Genomic DNA, 18006 nt, shown 5'->3' with positions numbered 1-18006 from the left:
TCATGTCATCCCCCGCTCAAAAGCATATGCGGTTCGCAAGATTGTGGCTTCATCGAAATGGCGCCCAATGATCTGCATGCCGATCGGCAGTTTTCCTGCAAATCCACATGGGACAGATATGGAAGGCACCCCTGCCAAATTTATGGGAACGGTGTTTACGTCTGCCAGGTACAATGCCAAGGGCTCCCCCATTTTCTCACCTATCTTGAATGCAGGGAAAGGCATGGTCGGCGTTATCAACACATTCGTATCCTTCAGAGCGGATTCAAAGTCGCGCTTTATCAAAGTGCGCACTTTTAGCGCTTTGAGATAATACTTCCCATAATAACCGGCCGATAACGCATATGTTCCCAAGAGTATCCTTCGCTTCACTTCTTCACCAAAACCCTGGGCTTTGATCTCTGAAAAAGTGGTATGCCAATCCTTGTCCTTTCCCAGACGAAGACCGTACCTAAGGCCATCGAATCGTGCTAGGTTGGATGAGGCTTCACTCATCGCAATTATGTAGTAAGCTGCCAGGGAATATTTGGTGTGAGGCAAGCTGATTTCTGTGTAGGAGGCCCCCCCGTCCTCCAGAGCCGTGATACCGCTCCATACCGCTTTTTCCACTTTTTCATCGATGCCTTCGCCGAAGAACTCCTTGGGAACGCCTATCTTCACATCAGAGACATCATCCCTGAGTTCTTTCAGGTATTCACACTTTTTAGCCACAGAAGTCGAATCTCTTGGGTCGTAGCCTGAGATTGCGTCTAAGAGCAGCGCAACGTCCTTTACATTGCCAGCAAAAGGACCGATTTGCTCCAAGGAGTTGGCATATGCGATCAGTCCATATCTGGAAACCGAGCCATAAGTGGGCTTCAATCCCACCACGCCGCAAAAAGATGCAGGACATCGAACTGAGCCGCCGGTATCCGAGCCAAGTGCAAGAGGGATTTCTCCACCTGCCACGGCTGCGGCGCTTCCGCCGGAAGAGCCTCCCGGCACTCTGTTCAGGTCCCATGGATTTCTGGTGGGGCCGAAACAGCTGGTTTCAGTGGAGGTTCCCATTGCAAATTCGTCCATGTTCGTTTTGCCGATGATGATTGCGCCCTCTGCCTTCAATCGCTCAATTACATGCGCATCATATGGAGGGATGTACCCCTCCAGAATTTTTGAGCAACAGGTGGTTTGTATGCCCTTGGTGGAGATGGAATCCTTGATTCCGATCGGGATCCCTCCGAGCATTCCTTTCGCGCCATGTTTGTCCGCCCTTCTTGCCTCTTCCAATGCGCTCTCCTTTGCGAGGGTGACGAACGCATTCAGTTTGCTGCGCTCGATTTTGTCAAAGATGGAGTGAAGCAATTCCTCCGCAGACTTCCCGCTCTGGAGCATTTCTCGTAGACCATCGACGTTCATGCTACACTATCCTTGGGCCTTTGAAGTACCCTCTTTCCTTCTTGGGCGCATTGCCAAGTGCTTCTTCCTGGCTGATCGACTGCCCAGCTACATCATCTCGAAAAACGTTCGTAAGCCCCAACACATGATGGGTGGGGGGAACATCTGCCTCAACCTCATCCAGCTTCTCAAAATAACCTAGTATCGAGTTCAGCTGATCTGTGAACTTCTCTTTTTGTTCCTCAGTCAGCTTTATCCTTGCCAACCAACCAAGGTGATCTACGGTTTCCTCAGTGATCATGGTTCATCTCTTAACTTTTTCGCCACCAGCTCAACCTGCTCCACTGCAGCGCCAATGTAATTTTCTGGATTCATCAGATGCTCGATTTCACTTGGGGAAAGGTGCTTAATGATCTCTTCGTCTTCAAGGAGCGCATCTGCCATATGCTTACCTGTCTTGCGGGCATTCATCGCACATGTTCTGAGGAGGTCGTGCGCCCGCTGCCTACCAACCCGCTTCGCCAATCCGATCATCACTGCCTCGGACATGTTCACTCCTTTCAGCAGGTCAAGATTTTTCCGAATATTTTCAGGATGTAATTGAAGATTCTGCAGGATTTTTACCATGGTATCGATCGTGTGATCTGTCAGTATCATGACCTCCGGGAATAGGATTCGCTCGCAGGAGGAGTTCGTCAGGTCGCGTTCATCCCACAGCGTGTTGTTCAGCAAGGAGGGCTCGACTTGTGCCCTGATGACCCTGGCCAAGCCACATACTTGCTCTGCCTTAATAGGATTGCGCTTATGGGGCATCGTAGATGAGCCCACTTGCCTGGATCCAAAGCTTTCTTCGACCTCAGCAATCTCGCTCCTCTGAAGAGTTCTCAAGGCGATTCCGATTTTATCAAGCGTAGTTGCCACATTTGCCAAAAACATCACAAGCTCTGCGTATCGATCACGCTGTATGAGCTGATTCGAGACGTCAACTGTGCCCAATCCAAGGTACTGCATCGTTTTATCCCTGACCCCCATATAAAAAGGAGAGAACGCAGCTCCGGTGCCCGCTGCACCGCTCATCTGACCAACCAGAATTCTTGGCTTCAATTGATTCAAGCGTTGAAGATGTCGACCCACCTCGGATGCCCAGATGGCAAAGCGGAGCCCGTACGTAGTGGGAACCCCAATCTGACCATGGGTTCGGGATACACAGATGGTATGCTTGTGCTCCAAAGCCAGATTCACCAATACGCCCTTCAATCCTTTTAATTTTCTCTCTAGTATATCGATTCCGTCTCTCAGTTGCAGAGCAAGCGCAGTATCCGATACGTCATTTGAGGTCGCACCAAAGTGAATCCACTCGCCGGCATCACCACACTGCTCTGCAAGCGCGAGCACAACAGCCATCATGTCATGCCCGATCTCATCTTCGATCTCTTTGACCCTGGGAACTTTGACCTTGCTTAAGTTGGCAGCAATCGTATTTGCGGCTTCTTTTGGTATCAGCCCGACATCCGCTTCTGCCCTTGCCAGTGCAGCCTCCACCTCAAGAAACTTCCGCAGCCTCACCTCTTCGGTCCAGATTTTTTTCATCTCTGGCGTGCCATATCGGTACTCAATTGGATGAATTGCCATAATGATCTCCTGAAAAAGCTATTTCCTCTGATGATTAAAGTATTTACCCTTATTCTCAGTGGATTTTATTAAAGTATGGATGGGGATGAAAAATAATTTCAGAAATGCATCTTAACTCTGAAATCTATATATAAAGCGAATAATTATCTCGATTAATAGTTGTTAGGCAAAATATTACTCGGACGCCAGACTTTTTAAGGTAGATAAATTAATAATTTTTGATTCTAGTCCAAATAAAAGAGATTTCTTGAGAATTATCGTTAAAGCTTGAGTAATAAAAAATACAAATCCAATGACCCAATAGATCATTTTACTTACATTCTGTCCTTTTAGCACACTTAAAGCAACGGGGATATCTGATAAAATAATTATAATAACTACAGAAATTATTGAATAATGTAGAATATTGGAAATAAAAATTTTTGCTACATCTCGATCTCTGAAAAAGGTCAATCTCGAACGTTCCAACAGATAATTTGAGATATATAATGGTGGAACAGCAACTAAAAATGCAATAAATGGAAAAGAATCTAACAGTGTTGGAAAATATTTGCTAACATTAAATAAAAGAACGAATAATATCATCAAAGAGAGCATTAGAGTTAAACTCATAAGAGTTAACAAATTGACTTTAATTTTTTTAGGATCGATATTAGTTGTATCTTTAATATGACCATTCATAAAATGATTTCCCATAATTACTAATATGCTTAGCAAAAAAATAATCCCAAAAAGAGTCGTTATGTCTTTAGCACCAACAAAAACTGAGATTAGCAAAAACAGACAAGCCAACAAAGCAACATAAATAAAGTTATTAATCCTTTTTATAGTATCATTAAGACCATATTTTGGTTTTTGAGGTTTCTTTTGATACTCTTCAATGGCGTACATTTTTCCTTTGTACTTAATCATGGGCACAAGAACCATAATTCCATAAATTATGAAAACTATAAAAATAGAGGTATCTATAAAAAAATTAAAACTGAATTTTCTTGCAAAAAAAAGGAAAAGAAATATCATCCCAAATAGACCTTTAAAAATAGATTTCGAATGTATAGGGGGCATCATTCCTAAAAAGAAAGGTACAAAGACAAATGCAAAAGCAGATTCTGCAATAAAATTCACAATAAACGGTAATTCCACCATATCATAATAAGTAACCTTAGTAAGACATATAATTCTTTCCGTATTTGTGCAGCCGTCCTGCGTCATACTACCCACCCCCACTTCTTAAGGGCGGATTAGGATAACACGAATTAAACGGTTTCAGTTGGGTGAGCCCCTACTCTAAAGGTTTCCTTCATACCCTCCTTTCACCCAAATTTTACCCCACTTCTTATCAAAAACTTCTCTTAATATGGATGCTAAGTTAAATTGCCCAAAGACTTTTGAACCCTTTAAATACATTAAAAATAAGAATTAAACTATATGGAGAGCCGTAAAAGATGAATAAGGAAGTTAGCAGATATATAGAATAGAAAAGCAGAAATCGCCCCCAAAGAGGGGTTTGCCGGAAATTTATATAATAAAGAAGTAAACAGTTACAACATGAAAATGTTTGATAAATCCTTCAATGAATATTTGAAATTCTCGTGGAAGCATATAATAGCCGTATTTATTGTGAGTCTTGGGATATTCTCATCAGTTCAACTAAAAATAATGTCGCAATTAGCTTACAATCCGCTTGGCATATTTTCTGGTTTGATTACCTTCATCGCAGGATGGAACGCAACAAAAAATAAATTCAATCTCAAACAAGTTTTCATTATTGGAATATTCTGTTTTGTCGGGATGATATGGTTGATTCCACTTTCCGTTATGCCTTATTTAGCAAACATGCCATTTCCGCAAAATCATTTTTTGATCAATCTAACAATTCTTTCATTGATTAATGGACTTATAACCTTGCTAATTTATGGGATGTTTGCCTTACTGGGGGGTTGGACTTCCTCTAAATTGAGTGAGAAAAAATAAGAATTAAACTAAAATTCCTCTGGCTCATAGTATTCACGTGGATATCCACAACATGGGCACTTTGCCGGTGGTTCTGTTCCCTCATACACGTATCCACACTTCGAACATCTCCACTTTATCGGCGTATCCCTTTTGAACACAGTGCCTTTTTCCACCATCTCCAATAGCTTTTTATAGCGTGCCTCATGCTCTGCTTCGACTTTCCTTATTTGCTTAAACAGCATTGCAGCCTCTTTGTTCCCTTCCTCCTCGGCTTCCTTGGCAAATGTTGGATACATATCAGAGGCTTCATAACGTTCCCCTTCAGCCGCTTCCTTAAGATTTGCTTTTGTATCCCCGATGCCCCCCAAACGCTTAAATTCGTCTTTTGCGTGTTGCATCTCATTAAGTGCCGTTTCCTCGAATATTTTCGCTATATAGTGATAACCCTCGTTTCTTGCAACCTCTGCAAAAAAAAAGATACTTATTTCTAGCCTGACTTTCACCCGCAAAAGCAGCTTTTAGGTTTTCTTCTGTTTTACTCATTTGTATATCCCCATAGCAAATGTGCCTAACAATGTTCATTTCAACACAATACTTATTCAGAGCTTTAGGTCCTATTTTTCATTATGTAATATTGATACTCTATAATACAATATTAATTGCACCTTAAATCTTTCCGTGGAAGAAAACGCCCTTTAATATATAGATTATATCCCGTACCAGAAAGACTAAATCCACTACAAAATAGTCTCAAAAACTCAGAGAAAGTTTTGATAAAGCTTATATGCAGTTTAATCTTTTTATTAGAGTTGAAAAATGAATAACACATTATTAATCATCATAGCAATTTCAGTTTTAGGTCCTGTAACAGGATCGTTAATTGGCGTCCTAAAAAAGCCCTCTGAAGAGTTCATGTACAATATGTTGGCTTTTGCAGGAGGGGTGATGTTAGCTATTTCTTTTTTAGAGCTTATTCCCGAAAGCATACATCTTTCTTCAGAAGAGATGTGTCTTTTAGGGATTGGTTTAGGTTCAGTTGCTATGTACATCGTTGATAAACTAATCCCCCACGTACATCCAGAACTTTGTTCTCAAGACCAAGAACATAAATTAAAAAGAACGACCTTGTTCCTCATTACAGGAATATTTTTGCATAACATCCCTGAAGGAATGGCCATAGCCATTGGAGCTGTTTCAACAGCTAAAGTAAGTGTTATCATAGCTTTAGCAATTGCAATCCATAATATTCCTGAAGGAATATGCACCTCTGCCCCATATTTTTACTGTACTAAAAAAAGGTTAAAGTCCTTTTTGGTTTCGTCGTCGACAGCAATCCCAATTTTAATAGGACTACTAATCGCTAACTTGGTGTATACCCGCATTTCCACATCTTTGGTTGGACTAATTATAGGAGCTACTGCTGGCTTAATGATATATATTACAAGCGATGAAATCATTCCAAATTCATGCGGCAAATCAGAAGATCATTCCACAATTTTTTCTTTAATTTTAGGAATTTCACTTGTTATTTTATTGAGGTTATTGTGATAGGCATGCCTAAAAAGAGTCAGCTAAAAACTCGAAACTCAAATTAGAAGAGTGGTGATTAGCCCCTCACAACTATAACAGCAATATAAACAACATACAGCAATAGAAGTATCATTCCTTCCCATCTGTCTAATCTACGCTTTGTGCCGCTAAACATAAAAATAAATAATAATATGGTGGCGATTATCAGAACAATAAAATCAAAATTTATTCCTACCGGCACAGCCAAAGGAGAGATAACCGCGCTTACGCCCATTATGAAGGATATATTGAAGATATTTGAGCCGATAACATTCCCTACTGACAGGTCCATTTCCTTTTTTAGCGCTGCCATAAAGGATGTCACCAGCTCAGGTAAAGATGTGCCCACCGCAACAATCGTTGAGGAGATTAATAGCTCACTAATTCCAAACTGCCTTGCTATATTAACTGCTGAATCCACAGTAAGCCTTCCGCCAACATATAAGGCAGCAAAGCCACCAGCCATCATGAAAAAGAGGATGATTCCTTTATGTTTATGCACTTCAACCCCTATTGCACTTTCTCCCTGTTTAGACCTGGTTAATCCAAAAACATAATACAAAAAAATCATAAAAAAGAAAAGCAGGACCACTCCATCCGTCCTTGTCAAAGAGTTAGTGCTTGCTAAATTAAAGAATGCCTCATTTGACATCGCAAAAAGAGTTAGAGCGGCAATCAAAGCAAATGGTATTTCTTTCCAAACCGTTGAGCTTTGAACTTTTAAGGGCATTAGTAGGGCAGCAATGCCCAGTATCACCAATACATTGCAGATATTGCTTCCAACGATATTGCCATAGGCAATATCAGCATTTCCTTGAAAAGAGGAATAAACATTAACGATGAGCTCGGGCATCGATGTGCCGAATGCAACAATTGTCAGCCCAATTACTAAAGAAGAGATGCCAAGCCTCTTAGCTAGAGAGGATGAGGCATCAACCAGATAATCTGCACCCTTGTATAAAAGGGCGAGCCCCAATATTAGCCCTAGGTATTCAAGCATAACAGTGCTTAAGTGTAGCTCCTTTTATAAATGTCTATTTCAGATTTTTTAGAGGGCAAAAAGCACAACTAGCTGAATTGAGGCAAAACATTAAGATATTGCCACCCCTTGTTAGACCCAGATGGATAAATTATCTTTGGTAACCAGAAATGTAGAAGAGATCGTGACATTGGATGAGTTGAAGGAGTTGATCGAGTCCAAGAAGCGTCTAACTGCTTATGTGGGATATGAGCCTTCTGGAAAAATACATATGGGACACGTTCTCACAGTCAACAAACTGCTCGATCTCCAAAAGGCCGGATTTGAGATCATCGTTCTTTTGGCAGATCTCCATGCGTACTTGAACGAAAAAGGAGAATTGGAGGAGATCAGGGGAATGGCAAAGGAGAATAAAGAAGCATTCAAGGCTATGGGGCTCGACCCAAATAAGACGACATTTGTGCTCGGCGGCTCAGATGGGTATGATCTCTCAGATAAAGATGGCTTTCAAATGACTCCCGAATATCAGATGTTGAGCCATAGGCTGATGAGCCATATAACTGAAAAAAGGGCAATAAGGAGTATGAAGATGATAGCTCGGGACCCAAAAAACATGAAAACCTCTAACGTGGTATACCCGGTCTTGCAGGTGGCAGATATAATAGAGCTTGGTATAGATGTTGCAGTAGGAGGCATGGATCAGCGTAAGATCCATATGCTGGCCAGAGAGGTGATGCCAAAGCTTGGGCTAAGAGCTCCGATATGCATACATATACCGATTTTAGTTGGATTGGATGGAGCAAAGATGAGTTCATCAAAGGAAAATTACATTTCAGTGGATGATTCCGGTGAGCAAGTCAAACAAAAGATTAGCGATGCCTTTTGTCCAAAGCAAGTAAAGGATAACCCGATAGTCCAATTGTTCAGATACCATATCTTTCCTAGATTCTCCGAAGTCACGATCAAACGTCCAGACAAGTTTGGAGGAGACCTGCATTATGCATCCTATGATTCTCTGGAGAGGGATTTCGTTTCCGACACATTGCATCCTTTGGACATGAAGAATGCTGCAATAGAATATGTAAATGAGATCTTGGACCCCGTACGAGAGGTGTTAATTTGAATCAAGAAGAAGAGATCGTACGTGTGCGAATTCCCAAGGGTAAAGAGATGCTGGGTATCGTGGAGGGCATGCTTGGCGCTAATCGAGTGAGCGTTAGATGTTTGGATGGAAAGACAAGACTGGGCAGAATACCCGGTAAGATGAAAAAGCGGATTTGGATACGCAACGGAGATGTCGTAATCATCGTGCCTTGGGATTTCCAGGACGATAAAGCAGATGTGACTTGGAGATACACCTCTCCGCAGGTGGATTGGCTGGAGCGCAGGGGATACTTAAAAGGCAAAACATGAAGGAGATTCAAAGAATCGACGAAAAGATTGAACGACTGCGAGTAAGGGTAAAAGATTCTGAGGATCTAAAAGTATGGGGCGACGTATTTGACGTTCCCACGCTGAAAGCCCTGTATAGACTCGCAAGCAAGAATATCATCAATGCAATGGGCGGAGTCGTCAGTACCGGAAAAGAGTCAAACGTGTTTCATGCCATCGGTAAAGAGGGCGAGCTTGCCATCAAGATATATAAAATAGCTACCAGTGACTTCAAGGCGATGCAGGAATATTTGACAGGCGATCCCAGATTCAAAAACATAAAACATAGCAAAAAAGACATCGTGTTTGCTTGGGCTCGAAAAGAGTTGCGAAATCTGGGTAAGGCATATGAAGCCGGAGTTAGGGTTCCGAAACCGATGGTGGTGGAAAGGAACATCTTGGTTATGGAGTTCATCGGAAAGGATGAACGTCCGGCACCTCTGCTAAAGGAGGTAGCACATGAAATTGAGGACCCCGCTGGGCTGCTCGCCAAGATCGTGGACTATATGAGCATCCTTTACAATAAATCAAAGTTGGTTCATGCTGATTTGAGTGAGTACAACATCTTGTATGATGGCTCACCGATTTTCATCGATATGGGGCAGTCCGTCACAAGGGACCACCCTAATGCTGAGGCTTTTCTTCTTAGGGACGTGAAGAATGTAGTTAGATTTTTTAGAAAGTTGGGCGTGGAATGTTCCGATGAAGAGGTCGTTGCAAAGATCAGGTGAGTTCAATGTATGTTAAAGTTCCACTAGATAGGGTGGGGGTTATAATTGGTGCTAATGGAAGCACCAAAAGTATAATTGAAAAACTCGGCGTCAACCTTAACATCGACAGTAAATTGGGGAGTGTCCAGATCAACTCCTCTGATTCCCTGAAGGAGATGACGGCAGGCGAGGTTATCAAGGCGATTGGACGGGGTTTCAGTCCTGAAAGGGCACTTTCATTACTCGAAGATGAAATGCTCATGTTGGACACAATAGATTTATCCAAGATGCTTAAGGCGAAAAAAGACATCATACGAGTGAAGGGACGGATAATTGGAAAGGGTGGAAGGACAAGAGAGCTAATGGAGACATTGACGGGCGCAAAGATTTCGGTCTATGCAAAAACAGTTGGAATAATAGGCACACCAGACCAAATCCAGATCGTAAGAAGGGGCATCGAAATGTTGATCAGGGGGGCGCCACATGCACCCGTATATGGTTATCTTGAGAAGCAGAAAAAGGAGAGAGATATCCAGGAAATCCTCGGTTAGCCCCCATATAAGATGACGAAGAGGAGCGTGCCTTTCTACGGTATATTTAAGTAGCCAACGAACAACTTGCTCTAGGGTGGTAGGATGGTCAGGGGCCTCATCAACAAGCCAGATTCGAAAATGTTTGCGCTGTTTGGCTTTTTATTGCTCCCGATATTTTACCTGTGTTATGTGGGAAAGTTGGGCAATTCTCTTGGGCTTTTCCCTAATACATTGTTTGCCATAATCGCCGCGATATTCTTATTGCAAGTTTTTGAGATGCCACTATACCGTACAAGGACGAAGAAACCAGATTATACTAGTCATGAGGCTTTGCTATTGGGAGAGGTTTATTCCGTACCGTTGAAAGAGGAACTGGAGAGCGGGGATCCACGCATATATAATACGATGGTTACCCTGAACATAGGTGGATTTATCTTGCCATTGCTGTTTGCTCTGAGCGTTTTTCACATCACACCCATGCTGGAGACTATACTGATCACGTTGATCATGATAGTTGCCACAAACCTGCTATCTGAACCGAAAAGTGGAGTGGGCATAACGGTTCCCAGTTGTATCGGATTTTTAACGATCCCGTTCGCATTAGCCTTATCACCCCAAAGCATCGCACCCGTGATCCTCGTTTCAGGCGTTCTGGGCATACTGATTGGGATGGTGACACGATTACACTCAATAAAAGAGCGTGGAAGCGCTTATGTCAATCTCGGCGGAACCGGGAGCTTCCAAGCAGTTTACATCACGGTCTTATTGTCGGTGCTGTTCTCGTTCTTTGCCTAGGGCATTTGCCTTGGAAATCAAGAAATACGATGAGTCAACTCATCAGTGCATACTGTTTACCATATCATCGATGCTGCGGGAACATCAGGTTAACGATCTCCAAAACTTCTTCCATGTCTGATATGGTGAACATCGGATGGATGCCATCGACAGGACGCTTGTTCCTTCGGTTATACCATATCGAGCCGATCCCGGCTTTGTTCGAGCCTGCCACATCGATGCGAAGATTATCACCTATATGCAGAGAATCACATGCCTTGGCCCCAAGCTCCCCCAGAGCGATCCTGAATATCTCTGGGTCGGGTTTATACAGCCCAACCTTTTCAGAGGTTATCACTGAATCAAAAATTTCAACCAGATCTCCCAGATGATACAGAACCTCTTCATCGTCGCCATTGGATACTAAACCCACATTAGCACCATCCTCTTTCAGCTTGCATATTATTCTGCTTGCTGAAGGCAATACGGAGCATCGCTGGTCCAAGAATTCCCTGCAAATGATGTTGAGTTCAGCCACCCGCTCATCTTCGAGGTGAACCGAGTGCTGGAGAAAGGCGCTCTTAAGACTTGCCCCGTAAATCACCCGAAGGGTTGTGAAAGGGCGCTGACCTCCAATTATATCGAAGACCATTCGCTCAAATTCAGTATTCCATGCCAAGTGAAATGAATCCAGGTCCAAGTCGCACTTGGTCTCCTTTAACATAAGCGCAGAAAGGTCCTGGTGATAGTTTCCAAGCTCCAGCAGGGTCCCATATGCGTCGAAGAAGATCGTTTTTTCGCTCATGCGGAGTCTGTATAATCAACCCAAAGATGATTAAGGTTTTCCATTGTTGCATGCGATTGGCGAGATGAAGAAGCAAATCATAGCTGGGCACCTACAAACATTCCCGATGGTGGCAGCATAATACTGATTTTTTAAGCTTTATAAAAAAAATAATTACTAAATTTTCATCTTTTTAAATGCATACGTGCCAATTGAGATCATTGTTATTGAGAAAATGCAAATTATCAGGAAATCATATACGAGGCTAAACCTTGAGGAGCCGATCAGAACGCCCCTGACACCATCCACTGCATATGTTACTGGATTAGCCAATATGAAAGGGGCTAACCAGGACGGTAAATTATTTATGGGAAAAAGTGCCCCCGATAAAAAAAACATGGGAAAAATAACAAAACTGATAATCAATTGAAAACCTTCGGGGCTTTCCATCTGAGAGCCAAGTATAAGCCCGATGCTGACAAGTCCAACCGTTGTCACATACAAAAAGACCAGGGTAACAAATATTGTGAAAAAATTAAAATTTATTCCGCTCATAATCCCGGTTGCAATAAAAACAACACCGATGGTTAATAAAATGATAATTTGAATCAATGTATCCGTAGACCCGCCAAGTATCTTACCAACAAATATCGAGGTTCTTTTCATAGGTGCAACCAGTACTTCTTTCATGAAATCTATTTTTTTATCCCAGACAATATAAACCCCGAAAAAAATAGAAGAAAATAGTGCTGTTTGAATTAGGATACCAGGATAGATAAATGTTTGATAATTTATACTACCAAATGAGACAGATGCTCCAAGACCCCCACCGATGATAAAAAACCACAGCAGAGGATTAACAATCGATGAGATAACTCTGGACCGTTCTCTCGTGAATACCTTGATTTCCCTGTACCATAAGGCATAAATACCTTTCAATTCACCCATTAATTCGACCTCATGTGCATGGCTTTCTCAGCCCATCCACCTTCCGGGGAACTCTCTCGAATTCCTCGACCGGTATAATGTAAAAATACGTCATCGAGTGTCGGTGTTCGGATCTCCACGGAATCGACTTTACCGACAATACCCAAAATTTCTTGTAAATTTAAATTGGCATCCTCAACGGTCAAACAGAATTCACCATCACAATTAGTGATATTTTTGACATAGGTTAATTGTTTTAAAGCGTCGATGTTAAGTTTTTCAGCTTTTATTCGTATGATATCTCCGCCCAAATCTTTTTTTAATTTTTTTGGAGAACCGATGACAACAATTTTCCCGCTGTCGATGATGGCCAAACGGTCACACAATTTATCAGCCTCATCCATATAATGAGTGGTTAAAATAATGGTAATGTTTTTTTCCTTGGATAATTTCTCGATATAGGTCCAGATATATTCACGGGATTGGGGATCAAGCCCAAGAGTCGGCTCGTCCAAAAATAACACCTTTGGATGGTGCATAAGCCCCCTGGCAATTTCCAGCCTTCTTCTCATGCCACCTGAGTACTTTTTTACTAAATCATCTTTCCTATTCGTGAGATCGACCAAGTCAAGAACTTCGATAATTCTTTGTTCCCGTAAATCATCCGGCATATCATACAGCCATCCGTGAAGCTTAAGATTCTCATAACCAGTTAGTATCTCATCTGAACTTGGGTCCTGGAACACTATTCCAATCGACTTTCTGACCATATCAGGTTGTTTAATGATATCAAAATTATTGATAGTTGCAGTGCCTGAAGTCGGTGGTTTAAGGGTGGTTAACATCAGAAGGGTCGTGGTTTTCCCTGCCCCATTTGGTCCAAGCAACCCAAATATCTCTCCTTCTTTTATCCGTAGACTTATATTATCCACCGCAGTTATTTTTTCAAATTTCTTTGTTAAATTTTCAATGTTGATCATCCAGTTCACTCGAATATTATGATACCTAATAACGTCTAATTATCTTAAACGTAGACCTCATAAACAAGCATAAATTTTCCAAGATGCGCATCTTTAAGAGTATAATGTAATGTAATCGAAAAATACTCTCAAACAACGAATCGAATCCCGATGAGGTGGGACATTATCAATCATTGTTTATTCCCTTGCCTAGTAATAAACCAGTGAAGTTGTATGGTAAATAATATATTAAACAAACTAATAACTATAATCCAGACCAAACCAACTTCCTATCAAGAGATATACCAGAGAGCACAAATATGAAGGAGTTATTCCGAGAATTGGGATGGGATTGATGAGATGAAGAAGTAGAAGAAAAAGAAGAGATAGGGCATCCCAGCGGATAGGCGGTGCTTATCCGAGATTGGAAATAAATTCGTTTCAATCGTTGAAAGCAATTATGACCGTAACTTCATAGCTTACACAGACGATCTTGAAAAGCATAGTAAAATGACTATTTTATATTATATTTATCAGACGCATAGCACGCCTATTGTCTTCCACTGAATGTGGAGTCCACTCCATCAGGAATATCTTTAATGTAAATACAAAAAATAGGTTTAGAAGACCTTAATTTTGAAAAACAACCCCGTAACTCTTCGAGTTTATTCTTTGCTTTTTTTCTATCCCCCAGTTTTATTTCAGTTCTTATATTTTTTGGAGAAATTTCTAGCTTTTCCAATAAGCGCAGTTCCTCCTCAAATCCAACATCTTTACATCGCCCCCATTCATGTACCATGTCGCAATAATTCAAGAGAAAAACCAGTGGAGAATCTTCGAATGTTATATCTGGAAAATCAGATAGCATTTTCTTATGTGAAGCAATGGCGATACTTGCAGGTAAAATTATTTCATTATTCATTACATTTTTACTCAAGATAGAAAGAGCTCCAAGAACTCCATGATCTCTCTCACCCATTTTATCGAGAAACTTAGATTTTAGACTATTTACAAGATCACTTCCAATCTTCATTGATTGCCCACAAAACTCTGCCCATCTATCTATATATGGTAGTGCTTCACCTGCAAGTTTTGTTAACTCAATATCACCCACCAACTTCTTCTCAGTGCTAAAGAAAGTAGAAATAAATATACCTATCCAATCATCGAACCTTTCTAGGGGATAACAAAGATCGTGGGTTGTCGAGGCAATTAGCCAAGCAGTCTCAGCTATTTTACGTTTTTCATCCTCACTAAATTTTTGATTGCCAGACAAAGTATTTTCAATTGACTTAAAATATAAATCAGAAAAAGTAGAAAAATTTTTAGTCTTCTTAAACTTGTACATCTTATCGATTATACAACATCCTAAAAGAAACACTTGAAACTGATGCATAAAATGATCTCGATAGTGGGGGATCTCTTTTAGCAAAACTTCTATATTTTTTAGTTCATTAAATAAATTACAATTGTATTTTTCCATCTCATCTATTTGCCAAAGCGAACTAATGGAGTCTAAAACGGCTTCAATTGGAGATTTAATTTTGACTTTATCCATACCCGATTTTAAGTCTCCTGATGATGGGTAATGAGATAAAAATTTTTGAATTTGCGGTGTATAACTAAGTTCAGATATATCGCGACATTTTTCAAGCAGACACTTAGAGAAAATATTTTCGAAATTTTCTCTTCTTTCCTTCTCAGATTTTTCAAATTGTTTTATTCTTATTCGATCATCTGCTTCTCTTTTAACCCTAGAAATAACTAGACTTAGATATCTTGCAAAAAACTGAAATAGATGTTTATCAGCTTCAGTGTAAAACTCTTGAGTATCAATTTTTTCATATTCGCGAGGCGCACGAACTACTCCAATTACATCTTCCTTTCCAGTTAGGGTATTTGTTGTCTTAACAGGAACTGCTAAAAATGGTCCAACTCTCTTAACCTCACAATACTCACCAAGTCTCCGAAGACCTTTTTCAATCTCATCGAGCTCTTTTTCGTCCTCAGCGTTCCGTAAACACAGAGTTTTTCCTGTTTGGACTACATACCCAGTAAGACCCCTCCCAGATTTAACAGCTATTTCATCAATAGGGGAAGATGGGGGGGATGTAGTTCCCTTAAGTTCAAAACATTCTGGATCACTTTTAGATTTTATAAAAACAGAACATCCACCAGCATCAACAAGTAATTTTCCTTCATCAGCCATTCTTTGGTACAACAATTTTAAGTCCTGGATTTGTGCCATTTCAAGAAAAGTGTCTACCAACTCGTTCCTTGCCTCAAATATCCTAGATTCCTCAATGATGGGTGATAATTGGTCTGCAAAGCGTTCAAGCAGGATTGTGTGTTCATCAGTGAATGCATTCTTTTTTGTACTAGGCACTCGGATAATGCCGATAACTTCATTTTTGTTATTAATATTTCTAATTGGAACGGCAAGAAAAGATTTCGCTTGCTCCCCAAACTGAGATATTGTTTCACATATTTCTCTTTTTGTACTTTCACTTAATAGTCCATACCTCTCTAAAAGAATTTTATCATCTAAATCATCTATTTTTAGTGTTTTGTTATTTTTTGCAACCCACCCAGTCTTACCCTCGCCAACCCCATATGATAAATTTTGTTTTTTGTATTCATCTTCAAATTCTTTATGAGTGCTTTTTTTCAAAAAATATTTTGTTGTTTGTTTATCCAAAAAAAAGATTGAACAAAGTGCCCCCACTCCAATAATATGTGCTGCTTCGTTAACTATATGTTCAAGTAGCTTATCCTTACTTCGAGTACTACCAATCTTTAGATTAGCGACCCAAGAGTTATTATTTCTATACAAATCCATCTCTTCTAAAAGGTATGCTAAATTGATGGCATCCTCTTCGAGGCATATTTTATCCTTATCGGAAAATTCACTATCAGTTGCTACTGTTACTAATATAACCCCTATAGCACCCGCACTTTCCTTTGTATGGATAGGAGCAACTAATATTGATCGATTTCTAACTGGAAATCGAGTAAAAGTTCCTAATTTATCTCTCCACACTAAATCCGGAGAAATTTGTCTGAGCTCGTTTTTGTTGTGTACATCCTTGATTTTTAAAGACTCCTTTTTTTGAAAGACCCAACCAGTGAGCCCCTCATTTGGTTTATATTCCGCTTCTTCCTCACCAATTAATTCAGCAAAGACTGGACGAGTAGCTGCAGATAACACCAACTTATTTTCTTTGTCTTTTAGTAGATATATAGTACAATCCTCACCATGTGTTCTTTCAGCAATTCTTTGAGCGATTACCTCAAGTAACTTCCCTAAACTAAAAGTATTGGCGGGATCAAGTATATTTAAAAGCCATTTTTTAGTATCTTGTTTAATTATTTTCATCTCTTCCATTTTTCCATGATTAATATCAGATATCTGTAATATAAATCTTTGTAATATACTAGTAGATTGATAAGTAAAATCTCATCAACCAAGTCGATGATTGGGTGTTAAGATAATAGTAAAAATCCTTTTATGGTAGAGTTTGATATAATAGCTTAGTCGAAACGGCACGCAAAGAGTTTTAAGCTTAACATTAGAGGTGAAAAATGGATTGGACAGCGTTTTGGTCGCATTGGGCCTGGCCCCTGGTAACGGGGATAATCGGTGCCATTTTTACGATTTTATTAGTAAAACAATACTTAGACCGCCGTAAACTACATCAAGTAGCATGGTCCATTGGATTTCTAATTTATACCATTGCCGCCTTCATGGAAGCCTATTCAGAGTATGCGGATTCATGGGACCCAAATATTTATCGGATCTATATCGTTTTTGCAGCATCCCTCGTTGGTTTTTTGGGTCTGGGCGTATTATATCTTATTTTTAGAGAGAAAATCTATGGACACATCTTTTTTATGTTTGTTTTAATCGTAATGGCTATATTTCTCTATGGCACATTTACCACCGAGTTGGTGGAAGAAAATCTGGTGGCAGGGATCACTGTGGGTGGGACTGCCCTTGGCGATCCACAGACATTTCCGAGAATCTGTTCCTTATTCCTCAACATACCAGGCACAATATTTCTATTGGGTGGTGCAATCTATTCTATCGTCCTGTTCGCCCGAAAAAAACAGTACTCTTACCGAATGTGGGCTAATGTGTTGATTGCTCTTGGAACTTTGATCATTGCATCTGCAGGCAGCATGGCAAGGGCGGGTCAATCAGTTGGTTTGTATCCCGCCGAGATGCTGGGTGCAGCATTTTTGCTCTGGGGATTTTTGAAAGCCGGGACATTAAAAAATGGTGCTGAAGCTGTTAAAAAAGGAGTTCAGTAAAATGTTTTCACACCCCTATGATCTCCAGCGCTTTTCTCCTTGATATCCTTACTTTTATCTTGGTGCT

The 18006-nt window shown here is 40.5% G+C and carries 18 protein-coding genes; 8 read left to right on the top strand and 10 right to left on the bottom strand.

Annotated features, from left to right (window positions below):
- The 4 genes from gatA to PHI74_00150 all read right to left on the bottom strand — a co-directional run bounded on the left by gatA (position 1) and on the right by PHI74_00150 (position 4218).
- Positions 1-1395 (bottom strand): Asp-tRNA(Asn)/Glu-tRNA(Gln) amidotransferase subunit GatA, encoded by a 1395-nt coding sequence (gene gatA / locus PHI74_00165; GenBank protein ID MDD5484439.1) that lies wholly within the window; start codon positions 1393-1395, stop codon positions 1-3.
- Between the two features lies 1 nt (position 1396).
- Entirely contained in the window at positions 1397-1675 is a 279-nt protein-coding gene (gatC, locus tag PHI74_00160) for an Asp-tRNA(Asn)/Glu-tRNA(Gln) amidotransferase subunit GatC (GenBank protein MDD5484438.1), read from the bottom strand.
- A complete protein-coding gene (gene purB / locus PHI74_00155) occupies positions 1672-3006 on the bottom strand; it encodes an adenylosuccinate lyase (GenBank protein MDD5484437.1) in 1335 nt (444 codons plus the stop codon). The genes gatC and purB overlap by 4 nt, the downstream gene beginning before the upstream one ends.
- Before the next feature lie 174 nt (positions 3007-3180).
- Positions 3181-4218, bottom strand: coding sequence for a hypothetical protein (locus PHI74_00150; protein MDD5484436.1), 1038 nt, complete (start codon positions 4216-4218; stop codon positions 3181-3183).
- A gap of 336 nt (positions 4219-4554) precedes the next feature.
- Between PHI74_00150 and PHI74_00145 the strand changes: the two genes are divergently transcribed.
- Positions 4555-4980: a hypothetical protein gene (locus tag PHI74_00145; protein MDD5484435.1), complete on the top strand. Its 426-nt coding sequence runs from the start codon at positions 4555-4557 to the stop codon at positions 4978-4980.
- 8 nt (positions 4981-4988) lie between these two features.
- On the opposite strand, the gene PHI74_00140 is transcribed toward PHI74_00145, so the two are convergent.
- Positions 4989-5465, bottom strand: coding sequence for a rubrerythrin family protein (locus PHI74_00140; protein MDD5484434.1), 477 nt, complete (start codon positions 5463-5465; stop codon positions 4989-4991).
- A 313-nt stretch (positions 5466-5778) separates the two neighbouring features.
- Between PHI74_00140 and PHI74_00135 the strand changes: the two genes are divergently transcribed.
- The gene (locus tag PHI74_00135; protein ID MDD5484433.1) at positions 5779-6510 is read left to right on the top strand and encodes a ZIP family metal transporter; all 732 of its coding nucleotides are present in this window, start codon (positions 5779-5781) and stop codon (positions 6508-6510) included.
- Between the two features lie 58 nt (positions 6511-6568).
- On the opposite strand, the gene PHI74_00130 is transcribed toward PHI74_00135, so the two are convergent.
- Positions 6569-7531, bottom strand: coding sequence for a calcium/sodium antiporter (locus PHI74_00130; protein MDD5484432.1), 963 nt, complete (start codon positions 7529-7531; stop codon positions 6569-6571).
- Positions 7532-7652: 121 nt separating this feature from the next.
- Here PHI74_00130 and PHI74_00125 point away from each other — a divergent pair, with 121 nt between their 5' ends.
- The 5 genes from PHI74_00125 to PHI74_00105 all read left to right on the top strand — a co-directional run bounded on the left by PHI74_00125 (position 7653) and on the right by PHI74_00105 (position 10979).
- Positions 7653-8633 carry a tyrosine--tRNA ligase gene (locus tag PHI74_00125; GenBank protein ID MDD5484431.1) on the top strand — a complete coding sequence of 327 codons (981 nt, stop codon included), beginning with the start codon at positions 7653-7655 and terminating at the stop codon, positions 8631-8633.
- A gap of 47 nt (positions 8634-8680) precedes the next feature.
- A complete protein-coding gene (gene eif1A / locus PHI74_00120) occupies positions 8681-8923 on the top strand; it encodes a translation initiation factor eIF-1A (protein ID MDD5484430.1) in 243 nt (80 codons plus the stop codon).
- Positions 8920-9672 (top strand): serine protein kinase RIO, encoded by a 753-nt coding sequence (locus tag PHI74_00115; protein MDD5484429.1) that lies wholly within the window; start codon positions 8920-8922, stop codon positions 9670-9672. The genes eif1A and PHI74_00115 overlap by 4 nt, the downstream gene beginning before the upstream one ends.
- A 5-nt stretch (positions 9673-9677) precedes the next feature.
- On the top strand, positions 9678-10202 hold the full coding sequence (locus tag PHI74_00110; GenBank protein MDD5484428.1) for a KH domain-containing protein: 525 nt from the start codon (positions 9678-9680) through the stop codon (positions 10200-10202).
- An 84-nt stretch (positions 10203-10286) separates the two neighbouring features.
- A complete protein-coding gene (locus PHI74_00105) occupies positions 10287-10979 on the top strand; it encodes a DUF1614 domain-containing protein (protein ID MDD5484427.1) in 693 nt (230 codons plus the stop codon).
- 64 nt (positions 10980-11043) lie between these two features.
- Here the strand turns inward: PHI74_00105 and PHI74_00100 are convergent, their stop codons facing one another.
- The 4 genes from PHI74_00100 to PHI74_00085 all read right to left on the bottom strand — a co-directional run bounded on the left by PHI74_00100 (position 11044) and on the right by PHI74_00085 (position 17013).
- Entirely contained in the window at positions 11044-11763 is a 720-nt protein-coding gene (locus PHI74_00100; protein ID MDD5484426.1) for an HAD family hydrolase, read from the bottom strand.
- A gap of 156 nt (positions 11764-11919) precedes the next feature.
- Positions 11920-12690, bottom strand: a complete 771-nt coding sequence (locus tag PHI74_00095) for an ABC transporter permease (GenBank protein MDD5484425.1) — start codon at positions 12688-12690, stop codon at positions 11920-11922.
- Complete coding sequence (locus PHI74_00090) at positions 12690-13649, bottom strand: ATP-binding cassette domain-containing protein (protein ID MDD5484424.1); 960 nt, start codon at positions 13647-13649, stop codon at positions 12690-12692. Before PHI74_00090 ends, PHI74_00095 begins: the two co-directional genes overlap by 1 nt.
- Positions 13650-14178: 529 nt before the next feature.
- Complete coding sequence (locus tag PHI74_00085) at positions 14179-17013, bottom strand: GAF domain-containing protein (protein MDD5484423.1); 2835 nt, start codon at positions 17011-17013, stop codon at positions 14179-14181.
- 197 nt (positions 17014-17210) lie between these two features.
- Between PHI74_00085 and PHI74_00080 the strand changes: the two genes are divergently transcribed.
- Positions 17211-17939, top strand: a complete 729-nt coding sequence (locus PHI74_00080) for a hypothetical protein (GenBank protein ID MDD5484422.1) — start codon at positions 17211-17213, stop codon at positions 17937-17939.
- The last annotated feature ends 67 nt before the right edge of the window (positions 17940-18006 follow it).

The sequence above is a fragment of the Methanocellales archaeon genome, from assembly GCA_028715985.1.
GTDB lineage: Archaea > Halobacteriota > UBA148 > UBA148 > UBA148 > UBA148.
This window is presented reverse-complemented; position numbering and strand designations above follow the sequence as displayed.